Here is a 17,576-nt window from a genome sequence, read left to right as displayed (position 1 = left end):
CAGTGCGCCGCCGACCACGAGACCACCGCCCACGGTGCGCGAGAGTTGCAGGTACAGCACATCACTCTCCCCGGCGGCGGCGCCCCACTCCCACTCGGCCAGGGTCGCCAGTCGTGTGCTGCTGTCGAGGAGGACCTTGGCCCCGAACCGTTCTTGCACCAGTGCCGAGATCGCCGCGTGCCCGTCGGTGTCCGGGCCTCCGGAACCGGACGTGGCCACTGGCCCCATCATTCCGACTCCGATCCGGCTGAGCGCTCCCGGACCCAGGCTGCGGCCCCTCAGCGACTCCACCAGCCGGTAGGCGATGCCGACACGGTCCCTCCATGACAGGTCCGGCGGGTGCGACTGGCTGGCTGTTCCGATGATCTCGTCGACCAGGCCTACGGCCACCCGCACTGCCTGTTGGGAGAAGTCGATCCCGAGCACCTGACTGGTTTGCGGATTCAGCGCCAGTTCTTCTACTGGGCGACCGCGTTTCCGTTCGGTCGACGGTGGGACCGACACTTCGATCACGCCGTCGGCGATAAGCGAAGCGACGACGTCATACAACGTCGTTCGGGAGAGTCCGGTCATGGCAATCAACTGGCTTCGCCTCAGTGAGCCGTGCCGGCTCAGCAGCCGAATCACGAGTTCGTGGTTTTCCTTGCGAGGCCTCTGCAAGAGGTTCTCTCGACGTTGTGTGGCAATCATGACAGCTGGAGTTCCTCCGTCTCGTTCTGATCTCTCAGCTACCGGCTCCGGCTTGATGAGTCCTTGCACTGCGCCTTTCGATGCACAGCGATGCCCCTGGTCACAGGCATGTCAGCCGTCAGCGGGACCTCACCGTACTGCGGGGATGAAGAGGAACGGAGGACTTAACGTCGCCCTGGGAAGCCGGGTATGCGCTGGAACCGGAGGCGTCTGTACGGGAGTTGGCCCCTGCGGTGCGAATGGCCACGCCGGGGACCATCGCATTTCGCGCACAGTAGCCGTGAGTAAACGAAGAGTTGAGCCGGGGAATCACTGCCGCTCAGCTGCTCGAGGTGCGCTCTGGGGTGGCTCATTCCTTTGTGCCGACCAGTCTTGAGGAAGACTCGGAAGGGAGGGTCAGATCTCTGAAAGTCCGTGTGCGGTGTTATCGGAAATAACTTCGTAACCAGTGTCACGACTCTGCTACGGCAAGCCGACTAGTACGGACCTACTTTCCAATCACCATTGCGCCGAGACGCGGGGCCCGCGACCGCCCCTGCGACGGGCCCCTGACGTCCAACTCACCTGCAAAGTAGGTGTGATCGTGCCCTTGCGGCCGCCGACGTCTGCCACGACTGCGCTCGGAGCACCCTGGCCGCTGTGCAACGGCTCAGTTCCGGCTCGACGGGAAGCCGACCGCACGCATGCCTCACGCCAGGGCCGGGAGCCGCAGGAATCACAGACGTGGGTAGTGGACGCTGTGGCAGCCCTGATACGGAAACCCGGAACTGGCCCGCGCTTTGCGGCCGTCACCACCTACAAGCCGGTGACGCCCGGCACCATGGCACATCGGCTCACTGAACCATTCAGGACACTTGATCAACAGGCTGGGGCAATGAACACCGAGCAGATTGGGATCGCCTGCCACGGCAGCTCCGGCCGCATGGCCAGCTCCACACGGACGTCGGGCACGTGGTGTCCGTGAACGCACGCGACCTGGAGCCATCTCGGCAAGCCTTCGAAGCCTGCGCCGGGGAAGTGATCAAGGATCCGGCCAGCGTGCTGGTGGTGGACAACTTCGACCACTGCGAGAGCCTGGAGCCCTGGCTGGCAGGGGAGTTGATGCCACAACTCCCGGTAGGCGCGCTTGTCGTCCTGGCGAGCAGGAACGAACCGAGCAGCGCATGGAGCGCGGACCTCGGGTGGGCGAGTGCGTTCCGGGCCGTGTCGCTGCCGAACCTGCAGTGCACCGAGGCGCGTGAGCTTCTGAACAGAATGCAGGTGACCTCCTCACTGCAAGACACCTTGATCGAATTCACCCATGGGCACCCGCTCGCCCTGAGCATGGCAGCGCAAGTCGTCCAACGAGACCGCGCGGGCTCCGTGAATTGGAAGCCGAGCGGAACCATGCTCCGGCAGCTCCTCCAGTGTCTCGTCGGCGACGTACCGTCTCCGTCCCATTACCACGCTCTCGAGGTGCGCGCGCACACCTTCGTCACCACTGAAGGCATACTCTGCGCGACGATCGGGGACGAGGCCCCCGAGATCTTCGCCTGGCTGTGGAGTCAGCCCTACATGGAGGACGGGCTGCACGGCCTGACCTGTCCGCACGACCTCGTCCGCGAGATCCTCGACGCCGACCTGCGCTGGCGGGACCCAGCCGGATACCGGGAGATGCACGGACGCAACAGCCGCTATCTCATCGACGCGGCCACGACCGCCCAGGAGCCCGACACTCTCCCCACCGTCATGGCCTGGTCGTACCTGTACCGGCACAGTGGTTTCGTCGCGCGCTTCCTGACGTGGGACCGGAAAAGTGGTATCTACGGGGCGATCTATCGCAATTCCGACCGGGTGAGCGTACTGAATCTGGTCAGGGCGACCGAAGGTGAGGAGCCGGCTCGCATGGCCGCGTTCTGGCTGGACCGCCAGCCGGAGGCGTTCCGCGTGTACCGCTCCTCCGACTCGGCGCAGCCCGACGCCGTTATGGCGTGGTTGCACTTGACACCGGACATGGCTGAAGATTTTACGCAGGATCCGGTCACCGACGCCGCCTGGAAGCGTATCCAGTCGCGGGGACCACTGCGCGCGGGTGAGCACTTCGGGGTGGCCCGTTTCATGGTGACTTCTGATTCCGGTCAGCGCCCCTGTCCGAGTATGGATCTCATGGTCTATCAGTTCATCATTACGTTCCTTCATTCCGACCGTCTCGCGTGGTCGTTCATCGTGTTGGCCAGTAATCCTTTCTGGGCCGAATTCATGGCGTACATCGACCAGCAGATCATGCGGGAAGAGGTCCGCGTGGGCGAGCGGAACTACGCGGTATACGCACATGACTGGCGGCTTTTCTCCGTGACCCAGTGGATGGACGTCGGTATCGCCATAGAGCTGGGCGGTCCGGACGCCAAACCGAGACCGGGCGACCGGGACGGCGAACTACTCAACGTCCTCAGCCGCGATGAGTTCGACAAGGCGGTGCTCGATGCCCTCGAGGCGTGGAACCGTCCGGACTCTCTCGCGGCGAACCCCCTCATGAGGTCCCGGATCGTGACCGAGCACTCACATGCCGAGAGCATGGCCTCGATGCAGACGCTCGTCGTCGAGGCTCTCGAGACACTCAGCAAGGACGCGAGGACGGACAAGTACTCCCGGGCGGTGGAAACCAGGTACCTGCGGGGCGCTCCCACGCGGGAAGCCGCCGCCGAGCAGCTTGCTGTGTCCCTGAGCACCTTCCAGCGGCACCTCGCGCGGGGGCTGAAGGGCGTGCGCGACCGGATGTGGGGCTGGGAACTGGCCGGCCGTGTTCCCGGCAATGGCGCTGGTTGAGGGGCCTTCTCGGGTTTGGTTCCCCGAATCGTCGACAGGATTGACGAAGAATCGGCTGCGTGCAGGCGCCCTGACGCTCCGGCCTGATGCTTTTCCACTCTCAGCTCCCGTGCCGTGCCGCTGCCGGCGGTTCATCGGGGCGGTCAGCCGTACGGTTCCCGAATCGCTGCCTCGCATTCAGAGAGGCCTATCCCCGGCTGAGCACGGGGTATACCGCCGGGCCCTTATTCCGGACGAGCGGCACTTAATCCAGCGCGAACAGCTTGTATCTCCCCAGCGTTTTAAGCATCTTTGAAACTGTTCCGATTAGCAGCGTCTGGAGGTGCCACGGACAGGCGGTCCAGGTGATTTCCGACGGACGGTCACATGCCGAGACTTTCATAATTACCGGGAACTTTCCCCGCGGTTGGTGCGTGATGGCAGTGGAACCATCGGTATGACCCGAACCTCGGGGAGCATGTCCCCGCCACCACGGATTCGCCTCTCAGGCGTACACGGTGCCGGTTGCTGGCGTTGTCCGCTTCCGGCGAAAGCGTTGAGTGGGGGCTCAACGGCATGTGCTTCCAAGGGATTTCGTGATCGCGACAGCGCGCTTCACAAGAAGGTCACAAAGAGAAAGTTTTCAAGGTGTCATGCCCAACGAAGAGCAGTATTTGAAGGGAGCACTCATGCCCGATAAGCGTCTTCGCCGCTCAATCAAAGTGGGACTGTGTCTCGCCATGAGCGCGGCGTTGCTTGTGTCGTGTGGTCCGGACGGCAAGGAGGCCGGGAGTTCGTCAGACGGGCGCAAGAACGACGGGGCGTCCGAGTCCGTCGGCAACATGGCGGGCGGCGGGAAGCCCAAGGGGAAGCCCAACATCGTCTATGTGCTGGCCGACGACCTTTCGTGGAATCTTGTGAAGTACATGCCCAACGTGCAGGAGATGCAGAAGAAGGGGACCACGTTTTCGAACTTCTTCGCCACCGACTCGTTGTGCTGTCCGTCGCGCTCGTCCATCTTCACAGGGCAGTTCCCGCACAACACCGGAGTCTTCACCAACAACGGCAAGGACGGCGGCTACGGCGCCTACCAGAGGAACGGGAACCCGAAGGACTGCTTCGCACCGAGCCTCCAGAAGGCCGGCTACCGCACCGGCTTCATGGGCAAGTACATGAACGGCTACAGGCCGGCAGCGAAGAAGGGCCAGCCCAAACACCCCGTTCCCACAGGCTGGGACGAGTGGGTCGGCGCCGGGGACGCCTACAAGGGGTACGACTACGAGCTCAACCACAACGGCAAGGTCGAGCGGCACGGCGACGAGCCCAAGGACTATCTGACGGATGTTCTTGCAGATAAGGCTTCGTCGTTCGTGGACTCCTCGGCGAAGACGAAGAAGCCGTTCATGCTGGAGGTTGCTCCCCTCGTCCCGCATGCGCCGTCCACACCGGCCCCGAGGGACGAGGACAAGTATCCCTCGGTGAAGGCTCCCCGGACGGAGGCCTATGACAAGGCATCCAGCAACGCGCCGAAGTGGCAGAAGAAGCTGACTCCGCTGACCTCGAAGGACAAGAGGCAGATCGATAAGAAGTTCGCCAAGCGCGTACGTTCGGTGCTGGCGGTGGACAAGATGATCGGCGACCTGCAGGACCAGCTCAAGGCCAAGGGGCTCGCGGACGACACGTACTTCGTGTTCGGTTCCGACAACGGCTTCCACATGGGCGAGCACCGCCTCCTTCCCGGGAAGCAGACCCCATACGACACCGACACCAAGGTGCCGATGATGGTCACGGGGCCGGGGATCCCAGCCGGGAAGAACGTCTCCGAGTTGACGGGGAACATCGATGTGAACCCCACCTTCCTCGAATGGGCCGGTGTGAAGCCGCCGTCCAGCGTCGACGGCCGGAGCCTTGTGGACCCGATGCGCGGGAGGCCGCTGAAGAACTGGCGTGACGCCGTGCTCGTGGAGCACCACCACGCGGAATCCAAGAAGGGCGACCCGGACGCGGCGCCCGACGACCACGGCAACCCGCCCGACTACGAGGCCCTCAGAACGGTGAACTCCCTCTACGTCGAGTACGCCGGCGGCGACAGCGAGTACTACTCGCTGAAGTCCGATCCCGAGCAGCTCAGGAACCGCGTGTCCGAACTCTCGGAGAAGAAGCGCGCCAAGCTGCACGACGCGCTCAGTGACCTGAAGCGCTGCGAGGGATCGGAGAGCTGCCGGAAGGCGTCCAGCATCAGCGATTAGACGCGTCCTCCTCCCGCCGCTTCCGAAGGCGGGGTGAGGCCAGCCCGCCAACCGCAACAAGCCCTCAGCCGGCCGCGCCCACGACAGAGAAGCGGTGCGCGGCCCGGCGAGCGCATCTTCCTGGAGCAGTCTTGAGTGAAATGAGCCGACGCAGGCTGATACAGAGCGCAGTCGTACTGGCGGCCGGCGCGATCAGTGTGGGGTGTGAGGACCCCGACGGTTCCGGCGGTTCCGGCGGTGCCGGTCGAGCGGTCATCGCCGTCGACGCCGGCAACGTCACCTCCAAGTTGAGTCCCCTCATCCCGGGCGTCAACGGAGCCAAGTGGTACCACGACGCGTACGGACTGTGGGATCCCGAAAAGGGCGCCCCTGATCCGGAGTTCGTGTCCAAGGTGAAGAAGAGCGGGACCAGTCTCATCCGCTATCCGGGCGGAACTTCCTCCAACCTCTTCAACTGGAAGGGAGCCATAGGTCCCCAGTCCGAGCGCAGCCGGCAGGTCGAGGGCAAGAAGGGCGAATCGGTCGACAGCAGATATGGGCCGGACGAGTACATGGCCTTCATACGAAAGGTCGGCGCCGAGCCGCAGATCATGGCGCCGTTCGCCAGTTCCACACCGGACGAGATCGCCGCATGGGTCGCCTACATGAACTCCCCGGAGGGGACTGAGTACGGGGACATGCGGGCGGCGAACGGGCACCCCGAGCCGTACGGAGTGCGCTACTGGGAGATCGGCAACGAACTGTACGGCGAGCATCAGCGCTACTGGATGAGCGACGACGAAGAAACGGCCATGAAGCAGTACGCGTTCGGGGGGAAGCAGCGCCAGACACGCCAGCGTGTCGGAACCCCGAGCGATCACAGCCCCGCCGCATCGGTCAGCAGCGGTGAACCGGACCAGAGCTTCACCGTCTGGTATCCGCCGGCGGTGCCCCGGAGTCAGACCGTCCGTGTGGGCGGCGCCGAGTGGAGCGAGGTCGGCGACCTCTCCTCGGCCGGAGAGGGAGACCGTGTCTACACCTTCGAACCGGACACCGGCACGATTCGCTTCGGCGACGACGAGCACGGGAAGATCCCCCCGAAGGGGGTCAAGATCACTGCAGACTACGTTTCCGGGCCGCACGCCGGTTTCGTGGACTACTACGCGAAGATGAAGAAGGTTGACCCGTCGATCGATGTGATCGCCACCTGGGCGTCGATCGGCTCGGGAAAGATCAAGGGAAATTTCCCCCGGCTCATGGCCGAACACGGACACGGTGATCATTACGACGGAATGTCGATCCATCCGTATACCAACTTCTCCCGCGATCTCAAGATCAAGAGCTTTCCGGACAAGCGGGCCGGTCACGATTTCCAGATGATCGGCGAGGCGGCTGCCGGGAAGATGGTCAGCGAGCTCAAGGATCAAGTGAGCAAGTACGGCAGGAAGGATGCCTTCGTCGCGGTTTCCGAATGCGGCGCTCTCTACTTCAGCCAGGAACGTGATCCGGAAGCCTTCCCTCAGTATTCGTTCGCCATGTCGCACGTTCTCTACATGGCGTCCCAGTGGGCGCGGTTCGTCGACCTCGGCGTGCGGTGGACGGCGAGCAACGATCTGATCGTCGAGAGGCCGGGCGGCGTGGGACGGTCGCTCTTCGGAGGCAGGGACGAGTTCATTCCCTCCGCGGAGGCGGTCATGCGGGAGCAGTTGAGCGACTTCTTCCAGGGCGGCGGCCGCGCCGTGAAGAGCCTGGTGCACGACAACACCGTGGTGAAGACCAGGGAAACGGCTCTCGGCTCCTCCTACGAGGCCCTCCTGACGACAGCCACGGTCGACAAGAAGGGACGCCTCAACGTCCTCGTTGTCAACCGGTCACCCGATCAGGACATCGAGGCCCATGTGGCCCCGGGAGGTATCAAGCCCTCCGGAAACGTCGACATCTCCGTGGTGGCGGGAGAATCCTACGACGCCTTCAACGACGTGGACGATCAGGACGCTGTCTCCATCGAGACGTCGCAGGAGAAAACCGATCACGGAACTCTTACCAGGAGCTTCAAGGCGCACTCGGTGACTCTGCTTCGCTTCGCCGCCCGCTGAGGGGCCACCGTCCCGCCTCGGCTCTTCTGCTGCACACGTCGATCTGCGCGGCAGAAGAGCCGGTTCCTGTGCCGGATATGCGAGGCGGTAGTTAATTGAGGATTTCCAGGACTATTTCGGATCGATTGAGGAATAAATCAGCGCGTGCTTTGCTGATAGGGCCGCACGAGCTGACCGGACATCTCACTTGGGGACTGATGTGCCAGCACGATATCAATTCCGGGGCCGGGAGGAATCCGCGATGACGCGCCCGAAACGACGCGGGATGGGCAGATCGCTGGGTGCCCGTACCGCCGCGTTGCTGGCGGCCGCGGTCCTCGTCGCCGGCGGCATGACCGTATGGTCGTTCACCTCGCAGGAGGCGCACGCGGAGGGCCGAAGCGCCCCGGCGGACGACTTCAACGGCGACGGCTACGCGGACCTCGTCTCCGGCGCACCAGGTGGCACGGTCTCCGGCAGAGCGGGGGCGGGGTATGTCGCGGTGATGTACGGCTCCCCGGTCGGGCTCGACGCCTCCCACAAGAAGCTTGTGAGCCGCTCGACGAGCGGCGTGCCCGGATGGGCCGTCGCCAAGCAGGGTTTCGGCGACACCTCCAGCAAGGGCGACCTGGACGATGACGGCTACAGCGACCTCGTCATCGGCTCCGCGGAGGGGACTTCGGGGAGCGTCGTGCTGTGGGGTTCGGCCTCGGGCCTGACGGGCGGCACAGCGATAGCCGAGTACGGACAGGCGCCGCAGGTCGGCGACTTCGACGGTGACGGCAAGGCCGACCTGGCCCTGACCGGTGATGCCGAGGCTTCCGGAGACGACCCGGTGACCCAGCCGGCCAACCTGTGGAAGGGGCCGATATCACGCGGGGGAACCCCCGCCGAGCGGCTCGACTTCATGGACAAGTCCGAGTGGTGGGGTTACGACGACGACGGCGCCGAGTGCACGACGAACCACCGGTGCGTCGACGGCCCCGACTCGATCAGTGGTCCCACCGTCATCAAGGCCGCCGGAGACGTGAACGGTGACAAGCGCGAGGACATCGTTGTCCGGCAGCACGAGGGTGAGGGTGCGTCGGGCAATCACGTCATGCTCGGCAGCCCCATGGGGTTCACGACCGTCGACGCACCCGGAGACGGTGGAGCTGTCGGCGTGGGTGACGTGGACGGCGACGGATACGACGACGTTGTGGTTGGTGCTTACGAAGGAAGCGAGAAGGTCACCGTCGCGTACGGCACAGCGGACGGCCCATCCTCGACTCATGTGCAGTCCTTCGACCAAAGCCTGCCTGGCTTCCCCGGCGTTCAGGAGGAGGGCGACACGGGCGGCTCCTGTGTCTCGGTGGCCGACATGACCGGCGACGGCCGGGCGGAGGTCGCGCTCGGCATCAGCGGGGAGGACTTCGGCGGTCTGACCGACGCCGGCTCGGTGGCGTTGCTGCACGGCACGGCGTTGGGCGTCACCGCCACCGGCAACCAGGTCGTGAACCAGAACACCGCGGGCGTGCCCGGGGCCGCCGAGGAGAACGACGCTTTCGGGTCGGCTTGCGCGCTGCTGGACGCCGACGGTGACGGCCATCGCGACCTGGGCGTCTCGTCCACGGCGGAGAACGCGTCGGCCGGCACCGTGTGGTCCCTGCGCGGTTCTGCCGACGGGCTGACGACGACGAGCACGAAGGCCTTCGGTCCCGACGATGTCGAAGGACCCGTCACCGAGGGGCTGTTCGGGAGCTACCTGCGCTGAGGCCCACAGACACCGTCGGGCGGGAGCCCGTGCTCCCGCCCGACGGGCGCTCGACACTGTTGAGCCAGACAGTGGTGCGTGATCTGGACACATGTGAGGGCCTTCTGGCCTGGTGCGGAATGGGATATCCGCACCAGGCCAGAAGGCCCTCGTGTCTGTCGCAATGCACCTGTGCCGAGACCGGGCGACTGCATTTCAGCTTCAACACTGGTCAAAACAACTATGGAGTGAGCCCGGTAGGCGAACAGACGTCATCGCACGTAGAGGTGATACTCGTGGTCGTGGCGGATGCGGCACTTTGGAGTTCGCCCGGGAAGCGATGAATGCCCGGCTCGGTAAGGGGTTGAGTGCTGTTCTTGCCGAGGTCGGTGACACGGCGCTGGTGTGCTCGGTGCCTTCCGTATCGAGGAATACGGCTTCCTCGGTCAGGCCACCAAGTTGTTGCAGGACCGCCGCCCAGGGCCGCAACTTGGACGACGGTCGGCGGCACCCGGGACTTACGGTGACGGATGAGCCCGTCCAGCTCGCGGCCACCGGCTACGGCCCGAGGACGACGCTTGCCGCCAGGCTGGTCGAGGAGTTGACGCTGCACTTCGCGCCCGTCGTGCTGGGCTCCGGGACGCCGCTGTTCACCGGCGGAGCGCCGCGGACGCTGGTGCAGCGGAGTGTGACCTCGACATCGACAGCGACGCACCTGACCTACGACGTCCTGTAACGACGTCGGTGCGGATCTTCACCCCGAGCATTCAACGGCGCCTCCGGTGGGGCGCAAATGGCGGGCCGTACCACGACGAGTACCGACACCTCTACTTTGAAATGTGGCGTCCCGGCGGACTCATCGCGTCATTTGCGGATGCCCGGCGTTCCCGCATGGCGCGGCTCAGGACACGGATTCCGAAGATCAAGGTGATCAGCCTCACCACGAAAGTGCCAAGGCCTATCAGCGCCGCCAGAACCCCTGCTGCCATGATCGAATAGGGTAGCCAATCGTGCGCGGGAATGATCCGCGCAGATCCTGGATCGGGTTTCAGATACGATACCTCGACACTGACGCCCAGATCCGGCCGAGTGCTACTGGCCTCAGGTTCCGTGACCGATACCTTCTGGCCGTTCGAAGTGGTGAAGGTGAAGACGCGAGAGTAGGACACCTTGCCTTTATGGCTGCGGCTCTGCTGTACCCCGCTGACCGTACCGGTCGTGGAAATTCCGTTCGGGTAGGGCTCGTGCTGTTCGTGCCAGAGAAATCCTGCGCCAGCACATACAACTCCTATGAGGAGAATCACAAGAGAGCCGAATATTCCAGCCCGGCTGCGGCCGAATGGCCTGTCGATTCCGAAGAGGCCCTCGGCGACGAGCGCGCCACCAGCAACGGCCCTTCCCCGATTGCCCGTCAAACGGTCCATCATCGATGCCATGACAGGTCCCTCCAGAGATTTCCTACTGTGGATATGTTCGGAGAGTAATGCGATGCTTCTCCGGGGTGGCGGTTTCCGCGTCGCGCAGGCACCTGCGTCGTCCGTGGTTGTTGTTGGGCACAGTCAACCAGAAGATCCGTGTTCCGCGAGTGCCAGGAATCGAGGAATCAATTAATCCCGGGCAGCGCTCGCGCAGCCGGAAAAAGGAGTTGAATCTTGGCGCCCGAATGAGCGATGCAGCGGGCCGGCGCCGACTGAGGTGAGCCACTTAATCCGTCACTAGCAACAGTTATTCCGATCCGACCGGGCCGTCGATCGTTATTGATGGGGTAGATTCCCCTGCGCTTCTCCCACCCGGCGTCGATATCTGGACGGTACCGTGAAGATCCACCGGCCATCGCATGCCCCGACGGATTCGCCGTCTGGGCATGGCACGGCGTGCACATCCCGGCGGATTCGGTGAGCACGCGGCCGGCGATCGACCGCACTGATCACGACTTCGAGTCCGAAGCCCTTGTCGTCCGTACGGATTTTTCGGACGACGAAGCGCGGCGGGCAACCGCCGACCTGCTCAACCAGCCGAGGGCGAGCCCAGATGAGGTGGTGCTGTCCACCATCGCTGGCGACCCGGAACTAGGAGTGATGTTCCTGGCCGACGCCGCACCATGAAGGGGGATCACAATCTGATCGCTGCCTTGACCAGGTGTCAGGAGCCGGGCGACGAGGATGATGGGCAAGAACTCGGACGGGAACTCTGTCTGCGGCCTTCCTCGGTGAACCTGATGCACGTGAACCTGGCCATCGGGAATGGGTACTTCTTCGAGTTCGCATACGAGGCGACGCGCGACCCGGATGACGTCCTCCGATGGTGATCGCGTAGGCAGGATCTCCTCACCGAGCCCGGGTGGCGGGCCCCTGCCGTCAGACCCATGCGCTGCGTGGATGTCCGAAGTGTGCGGTCAGCCGTTGATGTCCCACAGCCCGACAACGGTTCCATCGGGATCCCGGACCGTGGCATAACGACCTGTGAGGTGGTGTCCCATGGCCGTCATCGCCTTTTCGTTGTCCGGAATCGGAACCGGGCGAATCGGCGACCTCAGAGTTCCACCGCTGGCGGTGACGCGCGCAAGGACAGCCTCGAGGTCGGCCACGCTGAAGTAGACGACTGGGATCCGCAATCGTTGCGGATCGTCGTGCTGCTCAAGGACTGCGAGCGTGTCCGCGGATGTTTCGGTCATCATCGAGCCCCCGGCCGAGAACACGGTGAGCTTCCAGTCGGGAAAGAGTGCAGTGTAGAACCGAGCCGCCTTTTCCAGGTCGGACACAGGCAGCTCGACAAGGCCTGGCGTACTGATCGGCGGCCTGATCGCCTGCCGCTCAGGTTTCATCCCCCCACGCTCCTTTGTGGTCTGTCGCGATTCAAGCCGGGTGCCACCCGCCTAGGACCTGTCCGGCGGATCCTCTCGGGCCCGCGACGCCTGGCACGCACGCTCGCTGCGTTGTCGGAGTCATCCGAGTACGCCCAGTACGAGGATGATCCTCCGCCTTGCGATCGCACGCACCAGGCGCCGCGGGCTGTTCCTCAAAGATCCGCCGGACAGGCCCTAGCGCTGCACGAGATCGGAAGAAAAACCGCGCACAAAGAACTGCTTGTGCGAAATTCCATCCGAGTACCGCAGCCATGTCGGCGTGAAATCCGCGAATACGGTACACGGATCGTCCTTGTACGATGCCGAAGACGGGAACCTCGCATAGAACTCGCGCTGAGCCGCCTCGAGTCGGTGCTCTGGGGTGATCGCCACACGGCCACGCATCTGCAGTGCCTTCGGGACCCGGGGGTCGGTGCCGATCGTGATCGCCGCCCGGCCGTCCAATGGAATACTCTGAGCTGTTTGGCTGCGCTTGTTGATGCAGATGTACAGATATTCAGTCCTGCCGTCCGCGGCGAAATGCACCGCGGACGCATGAGGTGAGCCGTCGGACATCAGCGTTGAGACAACACAGACTGTGTTCGCCTGGAGGAGGGCGCGTGCGCCCTCTCCGATGTCGTGGGGTTCGTGCTGCTGGTCCTCGGTCCCGAGCAGATCGGACGTGCCATCCGCAAGCTGCGCCTCGGCAGGAGCGCCGCGACCCGTCAGACGGCCCGCACCGCACGGCCGGCGAATCGAAGCCCCATGTATGGCGTTCATGACCCAGCTCCTTTGCTGGACGATTCAATGTCGCCTCTTGATCGGTGAGGCACCGCTGGTACGTCACCGGTCAAGGAAGCACGCAATCTCACAGTGCAGAGATTTCCGCTTGAATCCAGGTGAACGAAGCCGTTCCGCGATCAACGATCAGCCCGAGGGCGAAGGGACTGGCTGTGACCGGCCTGTCGGCCGGCACCGGTGTGTTCCCGCGTCATCCAGGTGCCATGTGCCGGTGCCCTCAAGGGAGTTGTTGCGGCGGGGGTAAGATCATCTTGGTCAACTCACAGAACCATTGACCCGGGAGTCGGAAAGTGGGGTGAATCTAGGACGGGATGAGCGGTTCGTCAAGAACCGGCGTTCCCGTAAAACACGGTCAGGGTTTCTGACCGGTCGTCAGGCCCGCGCCGAGAGTTGCGCCGAACTGGGCCTGTGCCCCCGGTCCGGGGCCCTTCGCGGCGGATGCTGAACGATTTAATCCGGATCACCGGCGATTTAATCCGGGACCTGTCAGCTTGCCTGCGACAGGCGCACCTGTGAGCGTCTACGCATTGTTGAGCCCGTCCATCAGTGTTTCCGCGTCGCGCATGTGCCTGCCCTTACCGGGGCGATGAACCCGGACACGGAGTCCTCGCTGCCGGTCCCGTTTCCGGTGCCAGCGGTCGCGTCGGCGCGAGCGTCGGCATCACAGGCGGCACTCAGACCAACGGCGACCACAGCGTCCCCGCCAGGGGATCCCCATGGCCTCCGCGACCCCGTACGTGGGGTGGTGAATGCCCACTGCAGGGCGCCGCAGTACTCATCGGTGCCACTTATCCGTTCAGAGCGGAGAACCCATGATCCCGGAACCCGTGACCGGCCACCGCGGTGACCTTGCCTCTCTCCTGGCGCTTGGCACAGCGGCGCAGGACTTGCTCTTCCGAGAAGCGCACACGGTCACCGAGTTCGCCGCTCGGCCCGTGACCGACGAACAAATACAGGCTGTGTACGAGTTGGTGAAATACGCGCCTACGTCGATGAACCAGCAGCCGATGCGCATCGTTCTGCTGCGCTCGCCCGAAGCCCGCCGGGACCTGCTGCCCCACGTGAGCACGAAAAACCGGGCTAAGGTGGCCGCCGTCCCGCTCATCGCTCTGCTCGCCGCCGACCTGCACTTCCATGAGTCCTTGCCCCGACTGTTCCCTGACGCATCGGCGTACGCCAAGCGCAAGTTCGCCGATCCCGATGTCCGGCGGCAGTCGGCCATATTCAACACCACGCTCCAGGTTGCGTATTTCATCGTCGGGATACGGGCCGCGGGCTTGGCCGCGTGGCCGATGGGGGGATACGACGCCGGCGGTGTGAACAGGACGTTCTTCGACGATGGCAACAAAGAGATCGTCACCGTCGTCAACATCGGCCACGCCGACAAGGCGGCCCAGCCCTCCCGGATGCCCCGCCTGGCCTTCGAAGAAGTCGTCACGATCGCCTGACCGTCGTGGCATCGGATTGCGGTGCGCAGTGGCTGCCGGCCTTCGATTCTCCTGCACGCTGCGCGGCCGCAGCGCGACTGAAGGTCTCGCACGAGGAATGGAAGTGCTGGCGGCCATCGTCTTCGCCGCCGCTCCTGGCTGTACCTGACGGCAGTTGCCACGGACGTTGCCGATTCAGGCAACCTTCCCGAGTGTGCGCGCAGGGTCCATGATTTGCTGCTTATGAAATCAGGAGTTGACTTCAACCAGGAATCGGGTCACGGTGTGACCCTCACACTGATCCTCGGAAAGGAATCTTCATGGCTCAGCGGGTCGTGACTCTTCTCATCGATGACCTGACGGGAGAGGAGTCGGAAGACGTTACAAATGTACGGTTTTCAGTTGCGGGTACCGACTTCGAGATCGACCTCAATGACAAGAACCACGCTGAGTTCATGAACGCCTTGGCTCCGTACATGAACAACGCCCGCCGTATCAAGCGCAGCCGCAAGGCCGGCGACTCTTCCCGCGCCTCGAACGCGAGCAGCCAGAAAACGCCCGAGATTCGGGCATGGGCCAAGGAGCAGGGATACGAGGTCAACGACCGCGGCCGGGTTCCCGCCAACGTTCGCGAGGCCTACGAGAGTGCCCACTGAACCGTCGGTGTAGTCAGCGCTGGTAGTCATCGACTTGAAGGACTCGGTCTGCTGGCGGATGCCCGCTTCCGTGGGCAGTCGCTCGATCGAACTGGCCCCGAAGAAGCCCACGACCCCCGTCGTGCGCGACAGGACGTACTGCGCGTCCTCCGGCTCCGCGATGGGGCCGCCGTGGCACAGGACCAGGACGTCGGGGTTGACCGCGATCGCGGCGTCCCGCATCGCCTGAATCCCCTCCACGCAATCGTCGAGGGTGAGCGCCGTGTGCGCGCCGATGGTGCCCTTGGTCGTCAGGCCATGTGCGGCACCAGGACGTCGGCCCCTGCCCGCGCCATCGCAGTAGCCTGCGCCTCGTCGAAGACGTACGGGGCGGTCAGGAGCCCTCGCTCGTGCGCGGCGGCGATCATCTCGACCTCCGGGCCGAAACCCATCCCGGTCTCTTCGAGGTTCTGCCGGAAGACGCCGTCGACCAGCCCCACCGTGGGGAAGTTCTGCACCCCGGCGAAGGCCGCCTCCTTGATCTGGTCGAGGAAGCGGCCCATCACCCGGAACGGGCCGGTGCCGTTGACACCGGCGAGGACGAGGGCGTCCTTCACCACGGGCAGCACTTCGTCCGCCATCTCCATGACGATCGCGTTCGCGTCGCGGTAGGCGAGCAGGCCCGCGAGCGAGCCCCGTCCGGCCATGCGGTAGCGGCCCGAGTTGTAGGTGATGAGCGGGTCGATGCCGCCTGCCTCAGCCGACTTGGCGGACAGGCCCGTATCGGCCCCGCCGCCGATGATCGGGCGGCCGTCCGCCACGATGGTCTTCAGCCGCCGCAGTGCCGTGTCGCGGTCCAACGTCGCGCTCCCTTGTGCAGGCGGTTCATACGGTCCGCGTGTTCCGCGTTCTCGTACTCGTGTGGAGCGTCTTCTTCACACGGCTCCGGTGATCAGCTGGTCGAGGCGTTGGGCGGCATCGCGCCCGTATCCGGGGGAGTTGATGTGCGCGTCCACGTCGACGATCTCGACTCGTGATCCCGCGAGCGCGTCACGCAGCGCCGAGAAGAGGGCCTCGTCCGCCGCGGCGCCCCGGAACGGGCCACCGTCCTCGTCGATGCCGCTCAGCCCACGCAGCGGCAGGTGGACGGTGATTGGCCCCTGCCCGTGGGTGAGCTTCGCGCCGATGCGCCGGCCCAAATCGGCGTTCTCCTCCGGCGTGGTCCGCATCAGCGTCACCGTCGGGTGTGGACCAGGAACCTGCGGTTCCCGAACTCGGCCGGCACCATCTCGCGCGGGCCGAAGTTGACCATGTCGAGCGCGCCGAGCGAGCGACCTGCGGGACGCCGCTCTCAGCCGCCGCCTCCAGCCGGCGGGGGCCCGCGCTCAGCACGCCCCCGACGAGGTCGTCGGCGAGTTCGGTCGTCGTCAGGTCGAGCACTCCGGCGAGCCGCCCGTCGTGCACGAGCTTCTCCATCGCGCGCCCGCCGGCGCCGGTGGCGTGGAAGACCAACGGCTCGTAGCCAAGGCGCACCAGCTCTTCCCGCGCCTCGTCGACCGCGGGCGTGGTCAGGCCGAACCTCGACAGGCCGACGGTCGGCCGCCGCTCGCCCTCCGGCGCGGTGCCGCGGGCCTCGTGCTCCACGGCCATGGGGGAGACGGCCGCGGCGGCGTTGCTGAAGATCTGCCGGGAGACGGAGTTGATTCCGGCCACGTCGACCACCGAGTGCATCAGCGTCACGTCCACCTCGCCGACGTACGCAGAGACGTCGCCCGAGGCCATCGTCGAGACCAGCAACTTCGGGACGCCCGACCGGAAGTGCCCGCATCGCGCGGGAAGCGACCGACGAGCCGCCGGAGCCACCGACTCCGAGCACCCCGTCCAACTGGCCCTTCGCGTAAAGGCTCAGAACGGTCGCGGCCGCGCCGGACGCCATCACCTCCATGGCCGCGCCGCGGCATCCGGCTTCGCGCAGAGCCGTGAGGTCGCCGCCTCCGGCGCGCGCCACCTCGGCCGCTTCGACGTCCACGCCGGACGCGGGCGCTTCCGAGAACGAGCCGACGTCGACGATAACGGTCGCGAGGAGACGAGCGGCGCCGGACAACTCCCATGCCTTGCAGTCGTTGCGGTTGCCGGGCAGGGGGTGGCCGACGACCACGACCAGCCGCCCGCCTCCTGGCGGTCGACGTATTCGAGAACGCTGCCGTCAGGATGGCGGGCAGGGGGTGCTGTCGCGTGAGGGGTGAAAGGGGTCCTGCCCGATCAACAACCACCTTGACGGGTATTTCGTCGCGGGACCGGCAGGGGACCACAGAAGATGACGGGGCCGAGCTGAGGAGTCTGGTCGGGCGACCGGCAA

Annotated in this window: 11 protein-coding genes and 4 pseudogenes; 8 read left to right on the top strand and 7 right to left on the bottom strand. The window is 64.9% G+C overall.

Going from position 1 to position 17,576, the window contains the following annotated elements; translation table 11 throughout:
- Positions 1 to 690, bottom strand: a 690-nt coding sequence (locus I004_RS39685) for an ROK family protein (protein ID WP_037977701.1), incomplete at its 3' end; no start/stop codon positions are given.
- Positions 691 to 1,650: 960 nt separating this feature from the next.
- Here I004_RS39685 and I004_RS0127645 point away from each other — a divergent pair.
- The 5 genes and pseudogenes from I004_RS0127645 to I004_RS0127625 form a co-directional block, all read left to right on the top strand.
- On the top strand, positions 1,651 to 3,495 hold the full coding sequence (locus tag I004_RS0127645; protein ID WP_158677124.1) for an RNA polymerase sigma factor sigma-70 region 4 domain-containing protein: 1,845 nt from the start codon (positions 1,651 to 1,653) through the stop codon (positions 3,493 to 3,495).
- 668 nt (positions 3,496 to 4,163) lie between these two features.
- Positions 4,164 to 5,723 carry a sulfatase family protein gene (locus I004_RS36490; protein ID WP_037978138.1) on the top strand — a complete coding sequence of 520 codons (1,560 nt, stop codon included), beginning with the start codon at positions 4,164 to 4,166 and terminating at the stop codon, positions 5,721 to 5,723.
- A 140-nt stretch (positions 5,724 to 5,863) separates the two neighbouring features.
- The gene (locus I004_RS0127635; protein ID WP_028438140.1) at positions 5,864 to 7,798 is read left to right on the top strand and encodes a hypothetical protein; all 1,935 of its coding nucleotides are present in this window, start codon (positions 5,864 to 5,866) and stop codon (positions 7,796 to 7,798) included.
- A 241-nt stretch (positions 7,799 to 8,039) separates the two neighbouring features.
- On the top strand, positions 8,040 to 9,530 hold the full coding sequence (locus tag I004_RS0127630) for an FG-GAP-like repeat-containing protein (RefSeq protein WP_051345513.1): 1,491 nt from the start codon (positions 8,040 to 8,042) through the stop codon (positions 9,528 to 9,530).
- A gap of 556 nt (positions 9,531 to 10,086) precedes the next feature.
- Positions 10,087 to 10,245 (top strand): annotated as a pseudogene (locus tag I004_RS0127625) (dihydrofolate reductase family protein); the annotation flags it as partial.
- 91 nt (positions 10,246 to 10,336) lie between these two features.
- On the opposite strand, the gene I004_RS38620 reads toward I004_RS0127625, so the two are convergent.
- Complete coding sequence (locus tag I004_RS38620; RefSeq protein WP_078511869.1) at positions 10,337 to 10,945, bottom strand: DUF3592 domain-containing protein; 609 nt, start codon at positions 10,943 to 10,945, stop codon at positions 10,337 to 10,339.
- Positions 10,946 to 11,404: 459 nt separating this feature from the next.
- Between I004_RS38620 and I004_RS0127620 the strand changes: the two genes are divergently transcribed.
- Entirely contained in the window at positions 11,405 to 11,614 is a 210-nt protein-coding gene (locus tag I004_RS0127620) for a hypothetical protein (RefSeq protein WP_158677123.1), read from the top strand.
- 290 nt (positions 11,615 to 11,904) lie between these two features.
- Here I004_RS0127620 and I004_RS0127610 read toward each other — a convergent pair whose 3' ends face one another.
- Together I004_RS0127610 and I004_RS0127605 are read right to left on the bottom strand one after the other, a co-directional pair.
- Positions 11,905 to 12,333: a VOC family protein gene (locus I004_RS0127610; RefSeq protein WP_028438135.1), complete on the bottom strand. Its 429-nt coding sequence runs from the start codon at positions 12,331 to 12,333 to the stop codon at positions 11,905 to 11,907.
- A gap of 216 nt (positions 12,334 to 12,549) precedes the next feature.
- On the bottom strand, positions 12,550 to 13,134 hold the full coding sequence (locus I004_RS0127605; RefSeq protein WP_028438134.1) for a pyridoxamine 5'-phosphate oxidase family protein: 585 nt from the start codon (positions 13,132 to 13,134) through the stop codon (positions 12,550 to 12,552).
- An 833-nt stretch (positions 13,135 to 13,967) separates the two neighbouring features.
- Here I004_RS0127605 and I004_RS0127600 point away from each other — a divergent pair.
- Positions 13,968 to 14,603 carry a malonic semialdehyde reductase gene (locus tag I004_RS0127600; protein ID WP_051345512.1) on the top strand — a complete coding sequence of 212 codons (636 nt, stop codon included), beginning with the start codon at positions 13,968 to 13,970 and terminating at the stop codon, positions 14,601 to 14,603.
- Between the two features lie 299 nt (positions 14,604 to 14,902).
- A complete protein-coding gene (locus I004_RS0127595) occupies positions 14,903 to 15,238 on the top strand; it encodes a histone-like nucleoid-structuring protein Lsr2 (protein ID WP_028438142.1) in 336 nt (111 codons plus the stop codon).
- 90 nt (positions 15,239 to 15,328) lie between these two features.
- Here I004_RS0127595 and I004_RS36485 read toward each other — a convergent pair.
- From I004_RS36485 to I004_RS40570, 3 pseudogenes are all read right to left on the bottom strand, one after another.
- Positions 15,329 to 16,038: pseudogene (locus I004_RS36485) on the bottom strand (phosphoenolpyruvate hydrolase family protein); the annotation flags it as partial.
- Positions 16,039 to 16,152: 114 nt separating this feature from the next.
- A pseudogene (locus I004_RS36480) lies at positions 16,153 to 16,999 on the bottom strand (Tm-1-like ATP-binding domain-containing protein).
- 97 nt (positions 17,000 to 17,096) lie between these two features.
- Positions 17,097 to 17,246, bottom strand: a pseudogene (locus tag I004_RS40570) (Tm-1-like ATP-binding domain-containing protein); the annotation flags it as partial.
- Between the last annotated feature and the right edge of the window lie 330 nt (positions 17,247 to 17,576).

The organism is Streptomyces sp. TAA486 (assembly GCF_000426165.1).
The sequence above is the reverse complement of the archived record's forward strand: the minus strand, read 5'-3'. Positions and strand labels throughout refer to the sequence as shown.

What these genes read in the sequence shown, in the direction of transcription:
- I004_RS36490 (WP_037978138.1), top strand. Translation starts at nt 4,164, where the DNA reads ATGCCCGATAAGCGTCTTCGCCGCTCAATCAAAGTGGGACTGTGTCTC.
- I004_RS0127635 (WP_028438140.1), top strand. Translation starts at nt 5,864, where the DNA reads ATGAGCCGACGCAGGCTGATACAGAGCGCAGTCGTACTGGCGGCCGGC.
- I004_RS0127630 (WP_051345513.1), top strand. Translation starts at nt 8,040, where the DNA reads ATGACGCGCCCGAAACGACGCGGGATGGGCAGATCGCTGGGTGCCCGT.
- I004_RS38620 (WP_078511869.1), bottom strand. Translation starts at nt 10,945, where the DNA reads ATGGCATCGATGATGGACCGTTTGACGGGCAATCGGGGAAGGGCCGTT.
- I004_RS0127610 (WP_028438135.1), bottom strand. Translation starts at nt 12,333, where the DNA reads ATGAAACCTGAGCGGCAGGCGATCAGGCCGCCGATCAGTACGCCAGGC.
- I004_RS0127605 (WP_028438134.1), bottom strand. Translation starts at nt 13,134, where the DNA reads ATGAACGCCATACATGGGGCTTCGATTCGCCGGCCGTGCGGTGCGGGC.
- I004_RS0127600 (WP_051345512.1), top strand. Translation starts at nt 13,968, where the DNA reads ATGATCCCGGAACCCGTGACCGGCCACCGCGGTGACCTTGCCTCTCTC.
- I004_RS0127595 (WP_028438142.1), top strand. Translation starts at nt 14,903, where the DNA reads ATGGCTCAGCGGGTCGTGACTCTTCTCATCGATGACCTGACGGGAGAG.